Origin of the sequence: Mesorhizobium sp. LNJC394B00, from assembly GCF_000502555.1 — a bacterium.
In the GTDB taxonomy this organism is placed as follows: domain Bacteria; phylum Pseudomonadota; class Alphaproteobacteria; order Rhizobiales; family Rhizobiaceae; genus Mesorhizobium.
Map to the genome: position 1 here is coordinate 172442 of NZ_AYWH01000005.1, position 17770 is coordinate 190211.

The window sequence follows — 17770 nt, forward strand, 5'->3', positions numbered from 1 at the left end:
ACGCACCCGTCTCAAGGGGGCGACACCGGCGAGGAAATCAAAAGCATCATGGCCAAGAAAACCGAAAACAGCGGCCCCTCCGTCAGTGCCGAGGAGGCGCTGGAATTCCACGCCATGGGCCGCCCCGGCAAGCTGGAGATCGTCGCCACCAAGCCGATGGCGACGCAGCGCGATCTGAGCCTCGCCTATTCGCCGGGTGTGGCGGTTCCTGTGCTGGCCATCGCCGAAGACCCCAGCCGCGCTTTCGACTACACGACGCGCGGCAACATGGTCGCCGTCATCTCCAACGGCACCGCCATTCTCGGCCTCGGCAATCTCGGCGCGTTGGCCTCCAAGCCGGTGATGGAAGGCAAGGCGGTGCTGTTCAAGCGCTTCGCCGATGTCGATTCCATCGACCTCGAGGTCGACACCGAGGATGCCGACGAATTCATCAACTGCGTGCGCTTTCTCGGCCCGTCCTTCGGCGGCATCAACCTGGAAGACATCAAGGCGCCGGAATGCTTCATCATCGAGCAGCGGCTGCGCGAACTGATGGACATCCCGGTCTTCCATGACGACCAGCACGGCACCGCCATCATCTCGGCCGCCGGGCTGATCAACGCGCTGGAGATCACCGGCCGCGACATGAAGACCACGAAAATGGTCTGCAACGGCGCCGGCGCCGCCGGCATTGCCTGCATCGAACTGATGAAGGCGATGGGCTTTGCCCCCGAGAACATCATCCTGTGCGACACCAAGGGGGTCGTCTACCAGGGTCGCACCGAAGGCATGAACCAGTGGAAGTCGGCGCATGCGGTCAAGACCGACACGCGCAGCCTGGCTGAGGCGCTCGACGGCGCCGACGTCTTCCTCGGCCTGTCGGCCAAGGGCGCATTGACCACCAGGATGGTGCAGTCGATGGCCAAGAACCCGATCATCTTCGCCATGGCCAATCCCGACCCGGAGATCACGCCGGAGGAAGTGGCCGAAATCCGCACCGATGCCATCATGGCCACCGGGCGTTCCGACTACCCCAACCAGGTCAACAATGTGCTGGGCTTCCCCTACATCTTCCGCGGTGCGCTGGATGTCAGGGCCACCACCATCAATGACCACATGAAGATCGCCGCAGCGAGAGCGCTGGCCGACCTGGCGCGCAAGGACGTGCCCGACGATGTCGCCGCCGCCTATCAGGGCAACCGGCCGAAATTCGGCCCGAACTACATCATCCCGGTGCCGTTCGATCCGCGCCTGATCTCGGCCATCCCGCTCGCGGTGGCCAAAGCGGCGATGGAGTCAGGCGTCGCCCGCAAGCCTATCCTCGACCTCGACCGCTACGCGCAGGAGCTGTCGGCCCGCCGCGACCCGATCGCCTCGACCTTGCAGCGCATCTACGATCGCGTCCGCCGCCAGCCCAAGCGCATCGTCTTTGCCGAGGGCGAGGAAGAACAGGTGATGCGCGCCGCCGTCTCCTATGTGAACCAGAAGCTCGGCACCGCGATCCTGCTCGGCCGCGACGACGTCATCAAGGAAAACGCCAGGCACGCCGGCATCGACCTCAACAAGCAAGGCATCGAGATCATCAATGCCAGGCTGTCGCGCCGCAACGGCATCTATACCGATTATCTCTACGAGCGCATGCAGCGCAAAGGCTTCCTGTTCCGCGACTGCCAGCGCCTGATCAACAACGACCGCAACCACTTCGCCGCCTGCATGGTGGCGCTGGGCGATGCCGACGGCATCGTCACCGGCGTGACCCGAAACTATTCGACGGCGCTCGATGACATCCGCCGCATCATCGACGCCAAGCCCGGCCACCGCGTCATCGGCGTCTCGATCGTGCTCGCCCGGGGCAAGACCGTGCTCGTCGCCGACACCGCCGTGCACGATATGCCCAATGCCGAGCAGATCGCCGATATCGCCGAGGAGGCGGCGGGCTTCGCCCGCCGCATGGGCTATGAGCCGAGGCTCGCCATGCTTGCCTATTCGACCTTCGGCCACCCGCAGGGCGAGCGCTCGGAACGCGTCCAGGAAGCGGTACGCATCCTCGACAAGCGCCGCGTCGATTTCGAGTATGATGGCGAGATGGCCGCCGACGTTGCGCTCAATGCCCGCGCCATGGCGCAGTATCCATTCATTCGCCTGACCGGCCCGGCCAATGTGCTGATCATGCCGGCGTTCCACTCGGCCTCGATCTCGACCAAGATGCTGCAGGAACTCGGCGGCTCCACCGTCATCGGCCCGCTGCTGGTCGGCTTGAACAAACCGGTCCAGATCGTCTCGCTCAACGCCAAGGATTCGGACATCGTCAACATGGCTGCGATCGCGGCCTATAGCGCGGGAGCCTGATTGGCGGCAAAATAGCCAACCCATAAGAGATTGATAATATTCGGCTGCTATAGGGAACGTTCTCGCCCCCTATGGCCTTATGGCATTGGCGGCGCGCTCAGACCGCCAAAACGGGGGTGCGGCCATGAAGCATGACACGGCATCTGTGGTCGGCCAGGGGGTCTATCACGACGAGCGCCTGGATGCGCTGCTCAGCATCACCGGCCGCATGGACGGTTATCTCTACCGTTGCCGCAACGATGCGTCCTACACCATGCTCTACATCAGCGACGGCATTTTCACCGTCAGCGGTTATCGGCCGAGCGACTTCATTCAAAATGCCGTGCGCGACTATGTCTCGGCCATCCACCCGGATGATCTCGCTGCCGTCTATGCCGCCGTCGATACCGCGCTCGAGGCGCGCTGCAACTGGAACGTCGACTACCGCATCGTGCCGCAGGTCGGCGAGCCGCTCTGGGTCCGCGAGATCGGCGGCGGCGTCTGGGACGAGGCCGGCGAACTGGAATTCCTGGAAGGTTTCGTCGTCGACATCAGCGACCGCAAGGTCGTCGAGGATCTCAACGCCGAGCTGCTGCTCGAACTCAAGGCCGCCAATGAGGAACTCTCCGTACAAAAGCGCGAGATCGAGCTGGCCAAGCAGCACAGCGACCACTCGGCCAACCACGATGCATTGACCGGCCTGCCCAACCGGCGCGCCTTTCACAACGAGCTGAGGTCGGTGATCGACCGCTGCGACAGCACCGGCCAGGCGGCCGGCCTGCTGTTCATCGACCTCGATAGGTTCAAGAAGGTCAACGACACGCTCGGCCACGAGGCCGGCGACGCGCTGCTGCATGAGGTGGCGGGTCAGCTTCGCACCATCCTGCGCAGCGCTGATTTCGTGGCGCGGCTCGGTGGAGACGAGTTCGCATTCCTGTTTTCAGGAGAGGCTAGCCGGGCCCGACAGAAGGCCGTGGGCGTCGCCGAACGTATCCTGGAAAAGCTGCGGATCAAGGTGCCGACGCCGAATGGTGCCATCCATGTTGGTTGCACCGTTGGCGTCGCCATCTACCCGGCGGAAGCGTCCGATTCGGAGGCGCTGATAACGCTCGCCGACCGACTGATGTACATCGGCAAAAAGAGCGGCCGGAACCGGCTGGTCACCGCCGGGGCTTTGGAACCCGGGCCTACGTCCGACGACCTTCGCCGCACCGCCTGAGCGGAGCGCCGGACAGCCTGAACCGGCGGGCACCCCTCATCTGGCTCGGCGCTGCGCGCCGAAAGACGGCCCTACAGCAACCCCGCCAGTTGGGCCGCGCTGCGCAGGTTCTGCCGCGGCCGCGGCCCGAGCTGCTGGATCACCAGCCCGGCTGCCAGCGAGCCGAGATCACCGCAATCCTGCAGGCTGCGTCCGGTCGTGTAGCCGTAGAGGAAGCCGGCGGCGTAGAGGTCGCCGGCGCCGGTGGTGTCGACCAGTTCGCGGATCGTCGTCGCCTGAATGGTGACGGTCTCGTCGCCGCGCACGATCACTGAGCCTTTTTCGGAGCGGGTGACGGCGGCAATCTTGCAGTCTTTGCGGATAGCCNTCGTCGCCGCGCACGATCACTGAGCCTTTTTCGGAGCGGGTGACGGCGGCAATCTTGCAGTCTTTGCGGATAGCCGCCAGCGCCTCGTCGAAGGATTTTGTCTGGTAGAGCGACTTGATCTCGTGGCTGTTGGCAAAGACGATGTCGACAGTGCCCGAGCGCATCAGCTCGAGGAACTCGTCCCGGTAGCGGTCGACGCAGAACGAATCCGACAACGTCATCGACACTTCGCGCCCGGCCTCGTGTGCGAGCTTCGCCGTCTGCCGGATCGCCTCCTTGGCGCGCGGCGGATCCCACAGATAGCCCTCGAAATAGGTCACCTTGGCGCCCGACGCCTTGTCGGCCTCGACGTCTTCCGGCCCGAGTTCGATGCAGGCGCCGAGATAGGTGTTCATCGAGCGCTCGCCGTCGGGGGTGACGAAGATCATCGAGCGCGCCGTCGGCGGCTGGCCCTCGAGCGGCCGGGTGTCGAAGGCGACGCCCTGGGCATGGATGTCATGGGCGTAGATTTCGCCGAGCGGGTCGTTCGATACCTTGCCGAAGAATGCGGCGCGGCCGCCGAAGCTGGCGACGCCCGCCGCCGTGTTGCCGGCGCTGCCGCCCGAGGCCTCGATCGCCGGCCCCATGCGGCTGTAGAGCAGCTCGGCGCGCTTGGTGTCGATGAGGTTCATCGCACCCTTGATGATGCCGTTTGTCTCGAGAAAAGCGTCGTCGCACTGGGCGATGATGTCGACAATGGCATTGCCGATGCAAAGCACGTCATAATCGGGCATCAATGTCTCCGCCTGGGAACCTGCCGGCTTTCTGCCGCGCCCGGGCGGGTCTACAGCATCACCCCGAAAAATGGCAACCGATTTCCACCCTTTGCCGGCCCAAGCCGGCGCGCGCGCCTGGGACGAGGCTCCATCACAGTTCGACCGTGGCCGAAGCATCTGACCGCCGGGTCGCCTACAAGCTTGGCCTCAAATCAAGCGCTGGAAGCACCCGCATGCAAGCAAAGACCGACATGACCACCGAACTGGCGCTGCTTGGCGTGCTGGCCGCCCTGTGGGGCGCGTCCTATACCTTCATCAAGATCGGTGTCGAGACGATCCCGCCGATATCCTTCATCGCTGCCCGCACCTTCATTGCCGGCGCCATCCTGCTCGCGCTGATCCGCTGGCGCGGCCTCGCCATGCCCAAGGACAGCGCGACCTTGTGGCGGTTCATGGTCCAGGCCTGCCTCAACAGCGTCGTGCCGTTCACGCTGATCGCCGCCGCCGAGCGCTCCATCGACGCCGGTCTGGCCACCATTCTCAACGCGACCTCGCCGATCTTCACCTTCCTGCTGACCGCGCTTATCACCCGCCATGAATCCGTGACCGCACGCGAGCTGTTCGGTGTCGGTGCCGGCATTGCCGGCATTTGCCTGATCGTCGGCACCCAGGCGCTTGGCGGGCTCGGCCATCAATTGTGGGCGCAGCTTGCCGTCATTGCCGCCACGGTCTGCTATGCCGGCGCCGCCGTTTTTCGGCCGCAGCTTTAGGGGACTCGACCCGATGCTGCCGGCCGCCGGCTCGATGCTGTGCGGCGCGGTCATCCTCGTCCCCTTGAGCCTGGCCTTCGACCGCCCGTGGACGCTGTCGCCTTCAATGGCGTCGATACTGGCCTTGTTGGCATTGTCGGTGTTCTCCACGGCGCTGGCCTTCTGCATCTTTTTCCGCCTCATCCACACGCTTGGTTCGGTCGGCACGACGTCGCAGGCCTATCTGCGCGTGCCGATCGGCGTCGGCATCGGCGTCCTGTTCCTCGGTGAAAGCGTTGGGCCGACAGCTTTCTGGGGCATGGGCTGCGTCGTCGCCGGCGTTGCGGCAATGACCATCCCCGCCCGCTCCCGGGCGCTGGCGCGCTAGATCATGATGAGATTTGGTTGAAATCTCATCATGATCTAGCCCTTTGTTGGAGCATGATCTTTTCCAAAAACCGGTACCCACTTTTTGGGATCATGCTCTAGTTCCCGTCCGGAATTGCGCCCGCTCCAGCAGGCTTGCGGCTGACAGGGTCTCCGCCTATGTCGGAGATATCCGTTTGTTCCTGGGGGTGGAAACGCCGTGATCTCCAACGCTGCCCGCGCCGCCTTCAGCCGGCTGTTTTCTCCCGAATTCCGCGCGGTTTTCCTGAAGACGCTGGGCTTGACCGTCCTGGCGCTGGTCGCCTTGTGGTTCGTCTTGACCGGGCTTGTCGATTGGCTGGCCCTGCCATGGGTTCACTCCTTGCTGCCCGGCCTGCCGTCCTGGGCCGGATGGCTGAGCGGCATCATCGCTGCCATCGCGCTTGCCTTCGGGATGGCGCTGCTGATCGCGCCGGTGACGGCAATCGTGGCCGGCCTGTTTCTCGACGACATCGCCGAAGTGGTCGAGCGCACCGACTATCCGGCCGATCCCGTCGGACGCGCCATGCCGGCGCTGCGCTCGCTCGTGTTGTCGGTGAAATTCTTCGGCGTCGTCATCCTGGGCAACATCGTCGCCTTGCTCCTTCTGTTGGTTCCGGGCGTCAACATCGCCGCCTTCTTCATCGTCAACGGCTATCTGCTCGGACGTGAATTCTTCGAATTCGCCGCCATGCGCTTCCGCCCGGAAGATGAGGCGAGGGCGTTGCGCCGGAAATATGCCGGCACCGTCTTTCTGGCCGGGCTGCTCATCGCTGCCTTCCTCGCCGTGCCCCTGCTCAACCTGCTGACGCCGCTCTTTGCCGCCGCCATGATGGTGCATCTGCACAAGGCGGTCGGCGCGCGGGAGAGCGCCGGGCGATAGGCCTATCAACGCAGAAGAAAACCGCGTCCCAATTCGTCATCCGGCTCGACGGTGAATTCCGCCCGGCCCGAATAGTAGGCGCGGCCGCCGACGCGGGCGATGATCGCATCATGCGGGCCGGCCATGGTCGTGCGCGCCACCGCTCCGGAAAAGCGCGAGCCGGCGATGCTTTCGAAGGACCGCTCCTGACCAGGGTTGATCTCACCCTTGGCATGCATTGCCGCCAGCCGCGCGGTGACGCCGGAGCCGGTCGGCGAGCGGTCGACCTCGGCATCGGCAAAGACGCAGATGTTTTTTGTTGCCTCGCCGGAGAACGCATCGTGTCCATCGGTGAGGATGGTGCCGTAGAGGAAAGCGAGATCGGCATGGTCGGGATGCGATAGAGGGAACGCCGCCTTCAGCCGCTCGGTCAGCGCGGTTGCCGCGTCGACGAAATCGCGCACCCGGCTGCGGCCGAACTCCAGGCCGAATTGATGGCAGTCGGCCAGCGCGTAGAAGGCGCCGCCATAGGCGATGTCGAACGCAATCTTGCCGTATCCCCCCAATTCGATTTGTTGGTCATGGGCAAACAGAAAGGCCGGCACGCTTTCGAACGACACCGATCCCGCTTTGCCGTCCCTGACCTCGACCGAGGCGACGACCATGCCGCACGGCGCCTCGATGTTGACGGTGGTGATTGGCTCCTGCTTGACCACCAGCCCTTCGTCGACGGCGTAGCGGCCAAGCGCAATGATGGCGTGGCCGCACATCGTCGAATAGCCCTCGTTGTGCATAAACAGCACGGCCAGCTCGGCGCCGGGCAGGTCGGGCTCCACCAGCAGCGCGCCATACATGTCGTAGTGGCCGCGCGGCTCGAAGATCAGCAGCTTGCGCAAATGGTCGAGGTGGTCGCGCACATAGGCGCGCTTTTCCAGGATCGTGCCTTTGGGAATGTCTGGATAGCCGTCGGTGACGATCCTGAGCGGCTCGCCGCCGGTGTGCATGTCGACGACGGTGAGCGTCATGCGCCGGGACCCCCTAGCCTGAGGATTTGGAAAACAGCGCCTGCAATTTGCCGAACGGGATGGCGGCCCGGGTGAAGCCGAACGTGCCGTCCTGCTGGATCTCGCGCGCCGCGGTTTCCAGCATGCCGAAGGCGAAATTGGTCAGCCACGGACCGAGCGAGATGCGCTTGACCCCGGCCATGGCAAGGTCGGCGATGGTGAAGGCCGGGAGTGCCATGACATTGACCGGCCTGCTCACCGCCGAGCAGACTTTCTGGATGGTCTCGACATCTTTGAGGCCGGGCGCATAGAGCACATCGGCGCCGGCCTTTTCGAAGGCCTGCAGCCGCTTGATCGTGTCGTCGAGATCCGGTTTGCCCCAAAGGAAATTCTCGGCCCGTGCGGTGAAGACGAAATCATGCTTGAGCGCCCGTGCGGCCTCAGCAGCAGCTGCAACGCGCTCGACGGCGTGTGAAAACTCATAGATGGGCTTGTCGGGATCGCCGGTATGGTCCTCGATCGAGCAGCCGGCGAGACCTGCCGCTTCGGCCGCAAAAACCGTCTCGGCGGCACTCGTCGCGCTGTCGCCCTTGCCTTTCTCGAGATCGGCCGACACCGGCAGGCTGGTTGCCGCCGTCAGCTCGCGGCAATGGTGGATCATCGCCTCGAAGGTCACTGCGCCATCGGGCAGGCCGCGCGAGAAGGCAAAACCGGCGCTGGTCGTCGCCAGCACCTTGAAGCCGAAGGAGGCCAGGAGCTTGGTCGTGCCGACATCCCAGGGGTTGGGCATGACGAAGGTCGAGGCGTGCAGGTCGCGAAAGATCTTGCCCTTGTCCATGAGTGCTCCCTTCAGATGCGGAAATGCCGGCAGATTCTATCGTGCAGCAATGCACCGGGCAAACGAATGCGGTTGGCTCAGAAGCGTTTGGCGTTCTCTCCTGCCAATTTGTCTAGCGCATCGGAATCCTTGACGTAGTGCAACGTCTTCTTGTCCCAATGATAGGTAACGGAAATTGTGTGGGCTTCAGGCTTGGGCGGCTGGTCGTCGCAGCTCTCGCCGTTGAGCACCGTGGCGTCGGTCACCGTCACTTTGACCGCGGCATAAGGCTGCCCGTCAGCGATCGTCTGGAAAGCAACGTCCTGCTTGCGGCTGTAGGCGCACAGGTTCTCATCGAAGGTGAAGATCATGTCGATCAATTGGAATTTGTCGTCGCGCACCATGATCAGCGGCGTGATCGCGTAGTTTTGGCTTGAATTGAAATGCGCGCTCATGGTGATCACGATGTCGTCGTTCGGCCCAACGGAAAGCTTGCCCGGTTCACGGAAATAGGTGCCGCGGTCGAGCGCGACATTGACGGCGTCGAGCAGCTTCGGCTTGTCTGTGATGTCGTAGAGCGCCAGCACGGCATAGCCTTCGGCGCTGTCGGGAGAGTCGCCGAGGTCGTAGAGCATCGCCAGCCGGTCCTTGCCCCCGGCCTTGATGGCGAGCACGCCGGCGTTGGAGAGGCCCGATGTCTCAGGCGGCGAACCGCCGCCATCCGGTCCCTCGATGTGGCGCATCTCGATCGGCAATCCACCCCGGTAGAAACCGTTGCTGTCACCTGCGAGGCCGGGAATGACCATCCTTGCGAGGTCCAGATAGGTCACATCCATGTGGCCGGGGATGGCGCTGCCGAATTCCGGGAAGCTGACGGCTTGCGCGCCGGCTGCGGTCCAAAGCCACGGCAGCAGCACAAGCGCTAGAGCAATTTCAGGAAAAGTGTGTGCGGTTTTCCGGCCGGAAATTGCAACAAAACAAAAAGATAGAGCGGTTCGCCGTTTCCATGAAACGGTGAAACGCTTTAGGATGGAGCGAAGCAGGTTCGTTGGCATGGGTGCCTCAGGCTGGCCGCGCGGAACCTAACACAGCTTCAGTGGATCGGCACCAGCCCGGCAAGTTCGCGCATGTCGTCGAACAGGACGCCGCCAGCGCCGGCCAGGCCATCGCGGTCGGAATAGGGATCGCCATGATAGGAATAGACACGCATGCCCGCGGCAATGCCGGCCTGCGTGCCGGCAACGCTGTCCTCGATGACGATGCAGTCGGCCGGCGCAAAACCCATGGTCTTTGCCGCATGCAGGAACAGGTCCGGGAACGGCTTGCCGCGGCTGACCATGGTCGAAGAGAACATGCCATGCTCGAACAGCGGCAGCAGCCCGGTCTGGCCGAGCGTGATGTGCATCTTCGAGATACGCGCAGAAGTGGCGACGCAATAGGGAATGCCGGCCGCGCGAACCGCCTCGATGAAGTCGCGCACATAGGGGATCGCCTCGACGCCATGCGCAAACAGATCGGGCAGGCCGGCATTNACCGCCTCGATGAAGTCGCGCACATAGGGGATCGCCTCGACGCCATGCGCAAACAGATCGGGCAGGCCGGCATTCCAGCGATCGACGAAATCGGCGCCGAGCCGCACCGTGGTCGTCTCTTCGATTTCCTTCTGCACCGAAGCCATGCTGCGGCCGGAAAAATATTTGCGGCAATATTCGAATGTGGTGGGATAACCGGCGGCAACAAACCACTCGGCAAGCCGCCGGTTGGCAAGGTTCTCGGTGTCGACCAGGATTCCGTCGCAGTCGAAGATGACCAGTTTCGGTATGCTCATTCAGGCGGTGCCGGTCGATCCGAACCCGCCCGCGCCGCGCGTCGTGGCGCCGGCCAGCGAGCGCTCCTCAACCGTCACCTGCGTCACCGCGGCAAAGACGATCTGGGCAATGCGCATGCCGCGCGTCACCGCGAAATCCTCGTCGCCGAGGTTGACCAGCAGCACCTTAACCTCGCCGCGATAGTCGCTGTCGACCGTGCCTGGTGAATTGAGGACGGTCAGCCCATGCTTGAAGGCAAGGCCGGAGCGCGGCCGCACCTGGCCTTCCATTCCTTCGGGAATTTCCAGGATCAGACCGGTCGGCACCAAGGCGCGCTTGCCAGGCAGGATCAGCAGCGGCCGGTCTTCCGGCACCGCGGCGCGCAGATCCATGCCGGCGGCGCCGGTGCTTTCGTAAGCGGGAAGGGGAAGTCCATCGCCATGCGGCAACCTGACGAAGCCGACAGTGGGACCAATGACGGAGGAATTTTGGAAGGCTGCGCGCATAAAATCGATCCTATCGGCGCGAACGGCGATTCGGTCAACTCGTCCGCAGGCCTATAAACGGCTTTCTTTCAGGCGTCAGTGTGACCTAGCGCAATTCCACCGGAACGACGGTCGTCTCCTTGATCTCCTCCATGACGAAGGAGGCCGAAACGTCCGACAGCGCCACCTTGGCGATCAGCCGCTGATAGAGCCGGTCATAGGCCTTCATGTCAGCAACGCGGGCGCGCAGCACGTAGTCGAGATCGCCGGACATGCGATAGACCCCGGTGATCTCGGGAAAACCAGTCACCGCCGCACGGAACTTCTGCAGCCAGTCCGGGTCATGATTGGAGGTGCGGATCAGGATGAACACCGAGAGACCGAGCCCGAGCTTGTCGGCATCGACCAGCGCCACCCGTCCGGTGATGACGCCGTCCTCTTCAAGCCGCTTGACGCGGCGCCAGCAGGCGTTGCGCGACAGCGACACTTTTTCGGAGAGCTGATCGACCGACAGTGTGCCGTCGCGTTGCAGCTCGGCCAGCAATCTTCGGTCGATTTCATCGAATTCAAGCGCCATGTTGGGATGAATGTCCCGAACCACGGCGTTAGACAAGGACAAATTGAGACCGATGAACCTTTACCCCGTGGCAGGATACCCACATCGGGGCTTATCCCGGCAGGAGGGATCACCATGACGACGCTGTTTTCGAAGCTGTTCACCTCTCACCCGGCCAAGGTGGGCGAGACCTATTTCAGCCATATGGCCTTTGCCGCCTGGTTCTGCTCGCGCCTCCTGATGGCCGCTGGTGCGGCACTCGTTCACGCTTTCTTGCCGTTTCTCTTCGAAACTACGGCAAGCCGAATCGTTCGCGAACTCTACGAGCGGACGCACAACAGAGGCTCGCACGCGGTCAAGGAGCCCCAGGCTCTCTTGGATCGCGCCTAGGATTGGTTAGAAGCGATGTGCCGATGGGCGGCCTATCTGGGTGAAGCGGTCTTCCTCGAAGACGTCGTCACCGCGCCTTGCCACTCGCTGATTGCCCAGAGCCATTGCGCCCAGGAAGCCAAGTCGCCGACCAATGGAGACGGTTTCGGCCTTGCCTGGTATGGCGACCGGCCCGAGCCCGGCCTCTACCGCGACATCCTGCCGGCCTGGTCGGATCCCAATCTGAAAAGCCTGTGCCGGCAGATCAAATCCGGCCTGTTCCTCGCCCATGTCAGGGCGTCGACCGGCGGCGCCACCAGCCGCATGAACTGCCATCCCTTCATCTCCGGCAACTGGTCGTTCATGCACAACGGCCAGATCGGCGGCTTCGAAAAGATCCGCCGCGCGCTGGAGAACTCGCTCTCTGACGCCGTCTTCGACCAGCGCGAGGGCACCACCGATTCCGAATTGTTTTTCCTGCTGATGATCGACGAGGGTCTTGCTGGCGACCCGCAAGGGGCAGTATCGCGCGCCACCGCTCGGGTTCTGGAGGCGTCACGCCACGCCGGTCTCGAACCGGCCTTGAAACTCACTGCGGCCCTTTCGGATGGGCGCGCGCTCTATGCCGTGCGCTACGCAAGCGATGCCCACGCACCGACCCTGTACACGTCGCTCCGCAACGGCGGTCGTTGCATCGTGTCCGAACCCTTCGACCGCGAAGGCGGCGACTGGCAGGCGATCCCGCCGGCGAGTTTTGTCACGATCACTGGCGATGGGATGAGCATTCGGCCGTTCGTGCCGGCTGTGGCAAGGCTGGCACTGGTCGTCTAGGCCCTAGTCTAAGCCGCATTCCTTCGCGCCCCCCTCTGTCCTGCCGGACATCTGCCCCACGAGGGGGGAGATTGGAGGTCACGGCGGCCTTCGCCAATTTTCAACGCAGGAAAAGGGGCGCCGAAGCCAAAGCTGCCAATCTTCCCCCAAAGTGGGGGAGATGTCCGGCAGGACAGAGGGGGGCGCCGTAGAGCGCCAACCTCTACCGACCGGCAAGCGCAATTTTGATCAAGCGCCGATGATCTCCGAATGCTGAACTTGGTTTTAAACCGCGATACGTTTGGCAGCAGCCGGAGCAATCATGGACCTCGCCTTTTCCTCGACCATCGATCTCGCCGCCGCAATCGCGGCGCGAAAGATCTCCGCCGTCGAAGCTCTGGACGCCCATCTGACCCAAATCGACCGACACAGCGAGGCGGTCAACGCGGTCGTCAATCTCGATCGGGAAGGCGCCCGCGAGCGCGCGAAACAAGCCGACGCGGTGCAGGCGCGCGGCGATGCGCTCGGACCGCTGCATGGCGTGCCTTTCACGTTGAAGGACATGCACCAAACCGCTGATATGAAGACCACGGTTGGTTTCGCACCATTCGCCGACTATGTGGCAAAGGCAGACAGCCCGGTCGTCGCCCGATTGAAAGCCGCAGGCGGCATCCTGATTGGAAAGACCAATGTCGCGACGATGCTGGGCGACTGGCAATCGGACAATCCGCTGTTCGGTCGCACCAGCAATCCGTGGAACCGATCGCGCACGTCAGGCGGGTCCAGCGGTGGCGCAGCGGCAGCGGTGGCGACCGGCATGACGCCGTTCGATGTCGGCACCGACATGCAGGATTCGATCCGCCTGCCGTCGGCTTTTTGCGGCGTCTACGGGTTGAAACCGACCGAGCACCGCGTGTCCCTGGCCGGCGCCTTCCCCGATCCGAACGGCGCGGCGCGTAGCGTGCGGCTGATGTCCTGCCTCGGCCCGCTGGCGCGCAGCGTGGAGGATCTTGCGCTGATCTACAAAATCATCGCCGGCCCGGACGGAGCAGACACCGACCTCGCGCCGGTGCCCGTAGAGGCCATGCCCAGGCTCGACCTCAAGACATTGCGCATCGCCGTCGCGCCGTCCTTCCCCGGCTTTCCGGTGGCTGGTAAAATCGCTGCCGCGGTCGAAAGCCTGGCCAAGCGGTTGCAATCAGCAGGGGTGATTGTGGAAGAAGCGAACTTGCCTGAGATCGATCTGCATGACGATCTGGAGCAGGGCGGCGATCTGATCGGCATGATGCTGGAGGCAGCGCAGCCCGAACCGCCGGAGCAGCCAACGCCGATCACCAATTGGTTCGAGGCGCTCGCTCGCCGCGACCGCTCGATCCTGGCCTGGGACAGGTTCTTCGAAACCTGCGATGCCTTGCTGTGCCCGGTCGCCATGACCACGGCCTTCGCGCATTGTGAGCCCGGCACGCCGATCGAAGTCGACGGCAAGGAGCAAAGCTATTGGATGCTACCGGCCTATGGCGCGGTCTTCAATTATTCCGGCCATCCGGCACTCTCGCTCCCCTGCGGGCAAGACCGCGACGGCCTGCCCATCGGCCTGCAACTGGTCGGCAAGCGCTGGTCGGAATCGCGGCTGCTCGGCATCGCCAAGGCGATCGAAGCGCTGACCGGCGGCTTCAAGCGTCCGCCGGGCTACTGAGCAAACCGACCCAACCCATAAGGCGTCAGCAGCGGATCACGCTCGCCGTCGAGAATTTCGCGCGTGGCGAACAGCCCGACCGCCGGCGCCAGCGTGACGCCGGAATGCATGACGGCGACATAGAGGCCGTCGACGCCCTCGGCGCGGCCGATGATCGGAAAGCCGTCGATCGGCGCCGGCCGGTAGCCAACCGTGTGAAATTCGAATTCCAGCCCGTCGGCGCCGCGCAAGGCCGCCTTCATTGCTGCGAACAAATCGCGCGCCGTGGCGTCGGGGTTCTCACCTGGATCGCCGCCGGCGAAATCCGAGCCGGCAATGATGCGGCCCTCCGCCGTCTGGCGCATATGCAGCTTTTCGGCATGCACCAGCCCGTTGAGCAGCTTCTTGTATGGCCGCGAGTGGACGATCAGGCCGGGCGGCGTCTCGATAGGTAGCTTGATGCCGGCGGTAGCGGCAATATCGGGCGCCCCGACGCCGGCTGCGATCACCACCTCTTCGGCTGCCATCAGCCCATGCGATGTATCGACACCGGTAATCCTGCCATAGGTCTGGACAAGTGCGGTTACAGAACTGGAGAGAACGCGCGCACCTTGCCGTTCTGCGTCGGCCAGCAGCGCCTTGGCCGCTGCGACCGGTTCGGCCACGCCTTCTTCCGCGACATAGACAGCCAATTCCGGTGGCTCGACGAGACTGGGCTCGATTTGCGCTGCCCGCCCGGCGTCGACGCGTTCGATGCCGTAACCCCAGGAAGCGTGCTCAGCCGCGTAGGCTTCGAGCCTGCCTGCCGGCAGATCCCAGCACAGCCCGCCGCACCAGGCGAGCGGCAGGCCGGGCAGCTCGTTTGCCAGCCGCTTCCATTCGGCCATCGCACGGATGCGCAGCCGGAAATAGATTTCGGGATTGCCCCAGCTGGCGTTGATCCAGGCAAAGGAGTTTGGCGTGGCGACGCCGCCGGCACCACTATCGGAAATCACAGTCACCCGCGCCCCGGCCTTGGTCAGGTGCCAGGCGATGGACGCCCCGATAATGCCGGCGCCGATGACGATGACTTCTTTAGCGCTGCTCATACCGGACCTCTCAAATTGGGCTCCTCTGATGCCACCGCAGCGGGTTAAGCTCAAGGGCGGTCGAGGCCTGCCGGCCCGAAACGGTCGACAGGCTGGCAATGCGCTGCTAGAAGCCCGCGCCACAGACAGGATTCCAGAAATTGGCTGAAGACATCGAACAGGCGGTATCGCGCCGCCGCACTTTCGCGATCATCGCCCACCCCGACGCCGGCAAGACGACGCTCACCGAAAAGCTGCTGCTGTTCGGCGGCGCCATCCAGCTTGCCGGCGAGGTCAAGGCCAAGAAGGACCGCATCCAGACCCGGTCCGACTGGATGAAGATCGAGCGCGAGCGCGGCATTTCGGTCGTCACTTCGGTGATGACCTTCGAATACGAGGACAATGTCTTCAACCTGCTCGACACGCCAGGTCACGAGGATTTCGCCGACGACACCTATCGTACGCTCTCGGCGGTCGACTCGGCCGTCATGGTCATCGACGCCGCCAAGGGCATCGAGCCGCGCACGCTGAAGCTGTTCGAGGTCTGCCGGCTGCGCGATATCCCCATCGTCACCTTCATCAACAAGATGGACCGCGAAAGCCGCGACCCGTTCGAAATTCTCGACGAGATCGAGCAGAAGTTGGCGCTGGACACCGCCCCCATCACCTGGCCGATCGGCCGCGGCAAGACTTTTGCCGGCACCTACCACCTGGCGCTCAACGCTGTGCGCAGGGGCGATGCCGAGAAAGACCGCACGCCGGTCAACGGCCCCGACTCCAACCGCGTCGCCGGCCTGCTGCCGGAAAACGAGCGCGAAGCCTTCATCGAGGAGCTGGAACTCGCGCGCGAGGCCTGCCGACCTCTTGATATTGACGCGTTCCGTGAGGGCCATCTGACGCCGGTCTATTTCGGCTCGGCGCTGCGCAATTACGGCGTGCGCGACCTGATCGAGGCGCTCGGCGCCTTCGGCCCGCCGCCGCGTGCGCAGGACGCAGACACCCGCAAGGTCGAGGCGACGGAGGAGAAGATGACGTCCTTCGTGTTCAAGATCCAGGCCAATATGGACCCCAACCATCGCGACCGCATCGCCTTCGTGCGCGTCTGTTCGGGCAAGCTCGAGCGCGGCATGAAGGCCAAGCTGGTGCGCACCGGCAAGCCGATGAGCCTGTCGGCGCCGCAGTTCTTCTTTGCCCGCACCCGCGTCACCGCCGACGAAGCGTTTGCCGGCGATGTCGTCGGCATTCCCAACCACGGCACGCTGCGTATCGGCGATACGCTGACCGAAGGCGAGGAGATACTGTTCCGCGGCGTACCCAACTTCGCGCCGGAAATCCTGCGCCGTGTGCGCCTCGGCGACGCGATGAAGGCGAAAAAACTCAAGGAAGCGCTGCACCAGATGGCCGAGGAAGGCGTCGTGCAGCTGTTTTCGCCGGAAGACGGCTCGCCGGCCATCGTCGGCGTTGTCGGCGCGCTGCAGCTCGACGTCTTGAAGGAAAGGTTGAATTTCGAATACACGCTGCCGGTCGAATTCGAGATGTCGCGCTTCTCGGTCTGCCGCTGGATCTCTGCCGACGACAAGGCCGAGACGCTTCGCTTCATTGAGGCGCATCGCGGCGACATCGCCCGTGATCTCGACAACGACCCGGTGTTTCTGGCCCAAAACGCCTTCTCGCTGAACTACGAAGCCGAACGCTGGAGGGCGATCCGCTTCGCCACCATCAAGGACTACCAGGTCCGCGACAAGGCGGCGTAAGGCGCCCCTTTTCCTTCTGCCCGCTTACGCGGAGAAGGTGCCCGAAGGGCGGATGAGGGGCAGCGCCGACGTTGAAGGGTCAATTGGCTCCAACGCGCGCCGGCCCTTCGCATGGCTCAGGGCGTTCGAAGCTCGAAAAGCCAAGCAATTGGCTTTTCGTCCGCTACGCGGACCCCTTCTCACCCCTCCGCAGCTTCCTCGATCTTCGCAATATCGATCTTGCTCATCTGCATCATCGCCGACATTACCCGCCCGGCCTTGGCCCGGTCCGGATCCAGAAGCAGGCGCGGCAGTTGCTCCGGCACGACTTGCCAGGAGACGCCGAACTTGTCCTTCAGCCAGCTGCATTGCGACGGTTCGCCGCCGCCTTCGATGAGCTTGTCCCAGAAATAATCGACCTCTTCCTGGGTCTTGCAGTCGATCGACTGTGACATCGCCTCGTTGAACTTGAATTGCGGTCCGCCGTTGAGTGCCTGGAACTGCACGCCGTCGAGTTCGAACGTGGTCACCAGCGCCTTGCCGGCATCGGCATGGCCTTCGGGCCAACGCAGCACGCTCAGCACCTTCGAATTCTTGAAGATGGAGACGTAGAAATTCATCGCCTCTTCGGCCTGGCCATCGAACCACAGGCAGGTGGTGATCTTTTGCATGTCATGCTCCTCGGGTGTTTGGTTGCGGTTACAGGTGAAGCGGCTGACTTATTGAAATGGTGCCATTCCCTTGCCGTCGTCCCAAGGACGGATGCCGGGCTAGCGATCCGA

Annotated in this window: 15 protein-coding genes and 2 pseudogenes; 8 read left to right on the forward strand and 9 right to left on the reverse strand. The window is 63.6% G+C overall.

Going from position 1 to position 17770, the window contains the following annotated elements; all coding sequences use genetic code 11:
- Nucleotides 1–48: 48 nt before the first annotated feature.
- Together X751_RS145900 and X751_RS145895 are read left to right on the forward strand one after the other, a co-directional pair.
- Nucleotides 49–2328, forward strand: coding sequence for an NADP-dependent malic enzyme (locus X751_RS145900; protein WP_023745223.1), 2280 nt, complete (start codon nt 49–51; stop codon nt 2326–2328).
- A 124-nt stretch (nt 2329–2452) separates the two neighbouring features.
- Nucleotides 2453–3526 carry a sensor domain-containing diguanylate cyclase gene (locus X751_RS145895; protein WP_023745224.1) on the forward strand — a complete coding sequence of 358 codons (1074 nt, stop codon included), beginning with the start codon at nt 2453–2455 and terminating at the stop codon, nt 3524–3526.
- Between the two features lie 71 nt (nt 3527–3597).
- On the opposite strand, the pseudogene X751_RS01000000163945 reads toward X751_RS145895, so the two are convergent.
- Nucleotides 3598–4666: pseudogene (locus tag X751_RS01000000163945) on the reverse strand (adenosine kinase).
- 215 nt (nt 4667–4881) lie between these two features.
- On the opposite strand from X751_RS01000000163945, the pseudogene X751_RS01000000163950 reads away from it, so the two are divergent.
- A pseudogene (locus X751_RS01000000163950) lies at nt 4882–5785 on the forward strand (EamA family transporter).
- 198 nt (nt 5786–5983) lie between these two features.
- Nucleotides 5984–6685, forward strand: a complete 702-nt coding sequence (locus X751_RS145890; RefSeq protein WP_023672874.1) for a sulfate transporter family protein — start codon at nt 5984–5986, stop codon at nt 6683–6685.
- Between the two features lie 5 nt (nt 6686–6690).
- Here the strand turns inward: X751_RS145890 and X751_RS145885 are convergent, their stop codons facing one another.
- The 6 genes from X751_RS145885 to X751_RS145860 all read right to left on the reverse strand — a co-directional run bounded on the left by X751_RS145885 (nt 6691) and on the right by X751_RS145860 (nt 11355).
- Nucleotides 6691–7689 (reverse strand): proline racemase family protein, encoded by a 999-nt coding sequence (locus tag X751_RS145885; RefSeq protein WP_023692651.1) that lies wholly within the window; start codon nt 7687–7689, stop codon nt 6691–6693.
- Between the two features lie 13 nt (nt 7690–7702).
- Nucleotides 7703–8506, reverse strand: a complete 804-nt coding sequence (locus tag X751_RS145880) for an oxaloacetate decarboxylase (RefSeq protein WP_023745225.1) — start codon at nt 8504–8506, stop codon at nt 7703–7705.
- Between the two features lie 77 nt (nt 8507–8583).
- On the reverse strand, nt 8584–9402 hold the full coding sequence (locus X751_RS145875; protein ID WP_245260580.1) for a hypothetical protein: 819 nt from the start codon (nt 9400–9402) through the stop codon (nt 8584–8586).
- A gap of 176 nt (nt 9403–9578) precedes the next feature.
- Nucleotides 9579–10313, reverse strand: coding sequence for an HAD family phosphatase (locus X751_RS145870; RefSeq protein WP_023745227.1), 735 nt, complete (start codon nt 10311–10313; stop codon nt 9579–9581).
- The gene (dut, locus tag X751_RS145865; RefSeq protein ID WP_023698959.1) at nt 10314–10799 is read right to left on the reverse strand and encodes a dUTP diphosphatase; all 486 of its coding nucleotides are present in this window, start codon (nt 10797–10799) and stop codon (nt 10314–10316) included. It lies immediately after the preceding gene.
- Between the two features lie 85 nt (nt 10800–10884).
- A complete protein-coding gene (locus tag X751_RS145860) occupies nt 10885–11355 on the reverse strand; it encodes an Lrp/AsnC family transcriptional regulator (protein WP_023690042.1) in 471 nt (156 codons plus the stop codon).
- 114 nt (nt 11356–11469) lie between these two features.
- Here X751_RS145860 and X751_RS145855 point away from each other — a divergent pair, with 114 nt between their 5' ends.
- From X751_RS145855 to X751_RS145845, 3 genes are all read left to right on the forward strand, one after another.
- Nucleotides 11470–11724 carry a DUF6356 family protein gene (locus X751_RS145855; RefSeq protein ID WP_023685117.1) on the forward strand — a complete coding sequence of 85 codons (255 nt, stop codon included), beginning with the start codon at nt 11470–11472 and terminating at the stop codon, nt 11722–11724.
- A gap of 15 nt (nt 11725–11739) precedes the next feature.
- The gene (locus tag X751_RS145850; protein ID WP_023685116.1) at nt 11740–12534 is read left to right on the forward strand and encodes a class II glutamine amidotransferase; all 795 of its coding nucleotides are present in this window, start codon (nt 11740–11742) and stop codon (nt 12532–12534) included.
- Nucleotides 12535–12835: 301 nt separating this feature from the next.
- Nucleotides 12836–14209, forward strand: a complete 1374-nt coding sequence (locus X751_RS145845; RefSeq protein WP_023725823.1) for an amidase — start codon at nt 12836–12838, stop codon at nt 14207–14209.
- Here the strand turns inward: X751_RS145845 and X751_RS145840 are convergent.
- Nucleotides 14203–15276, reverse strand: a complete 1074-nt coding sequence (locus tag X751_RS145840; protein WP_023745228.1) for an FAD-binding oxidoreductase — start codon at nt 15274–15276, stop codon at nt 14203–14205. The genes X751_RS145845 and X751_RS145840 overlap by 7 nt on opposite strands.
- A 140-nt stretch (nt 15277–15416) precedes the next feature.
- Between X751_RS145840 and X751_RS145835 the strand changes: the two genes are divergently transcribed.
- Nucleotides 15417–17009, forward strand: a complete 1593-nt coding sequence (locus tag X751_RS145835; protein WP_023745229.1) for a peptide chain release factor 3 — start codon at nt 15417–15419, stop codon at nt 17007–17009.
- Between the two features lie 179 nt (nt 17010–17188).
- Here X751_RS145835 and X751_RS145830 read toward each other — a convergent pair whose 3' ends face one another.
- A complete protein-coding gene (locus X751_RS145830) occupies nt 17189–17659 on the reverse strand; it encodes a VOC family protein (protein ID WP_023672886.1) in 471 nt (156 codons plus the stop codon).
- Nucleotides 17660–17770: the final 111 nt, after the last annotated feature.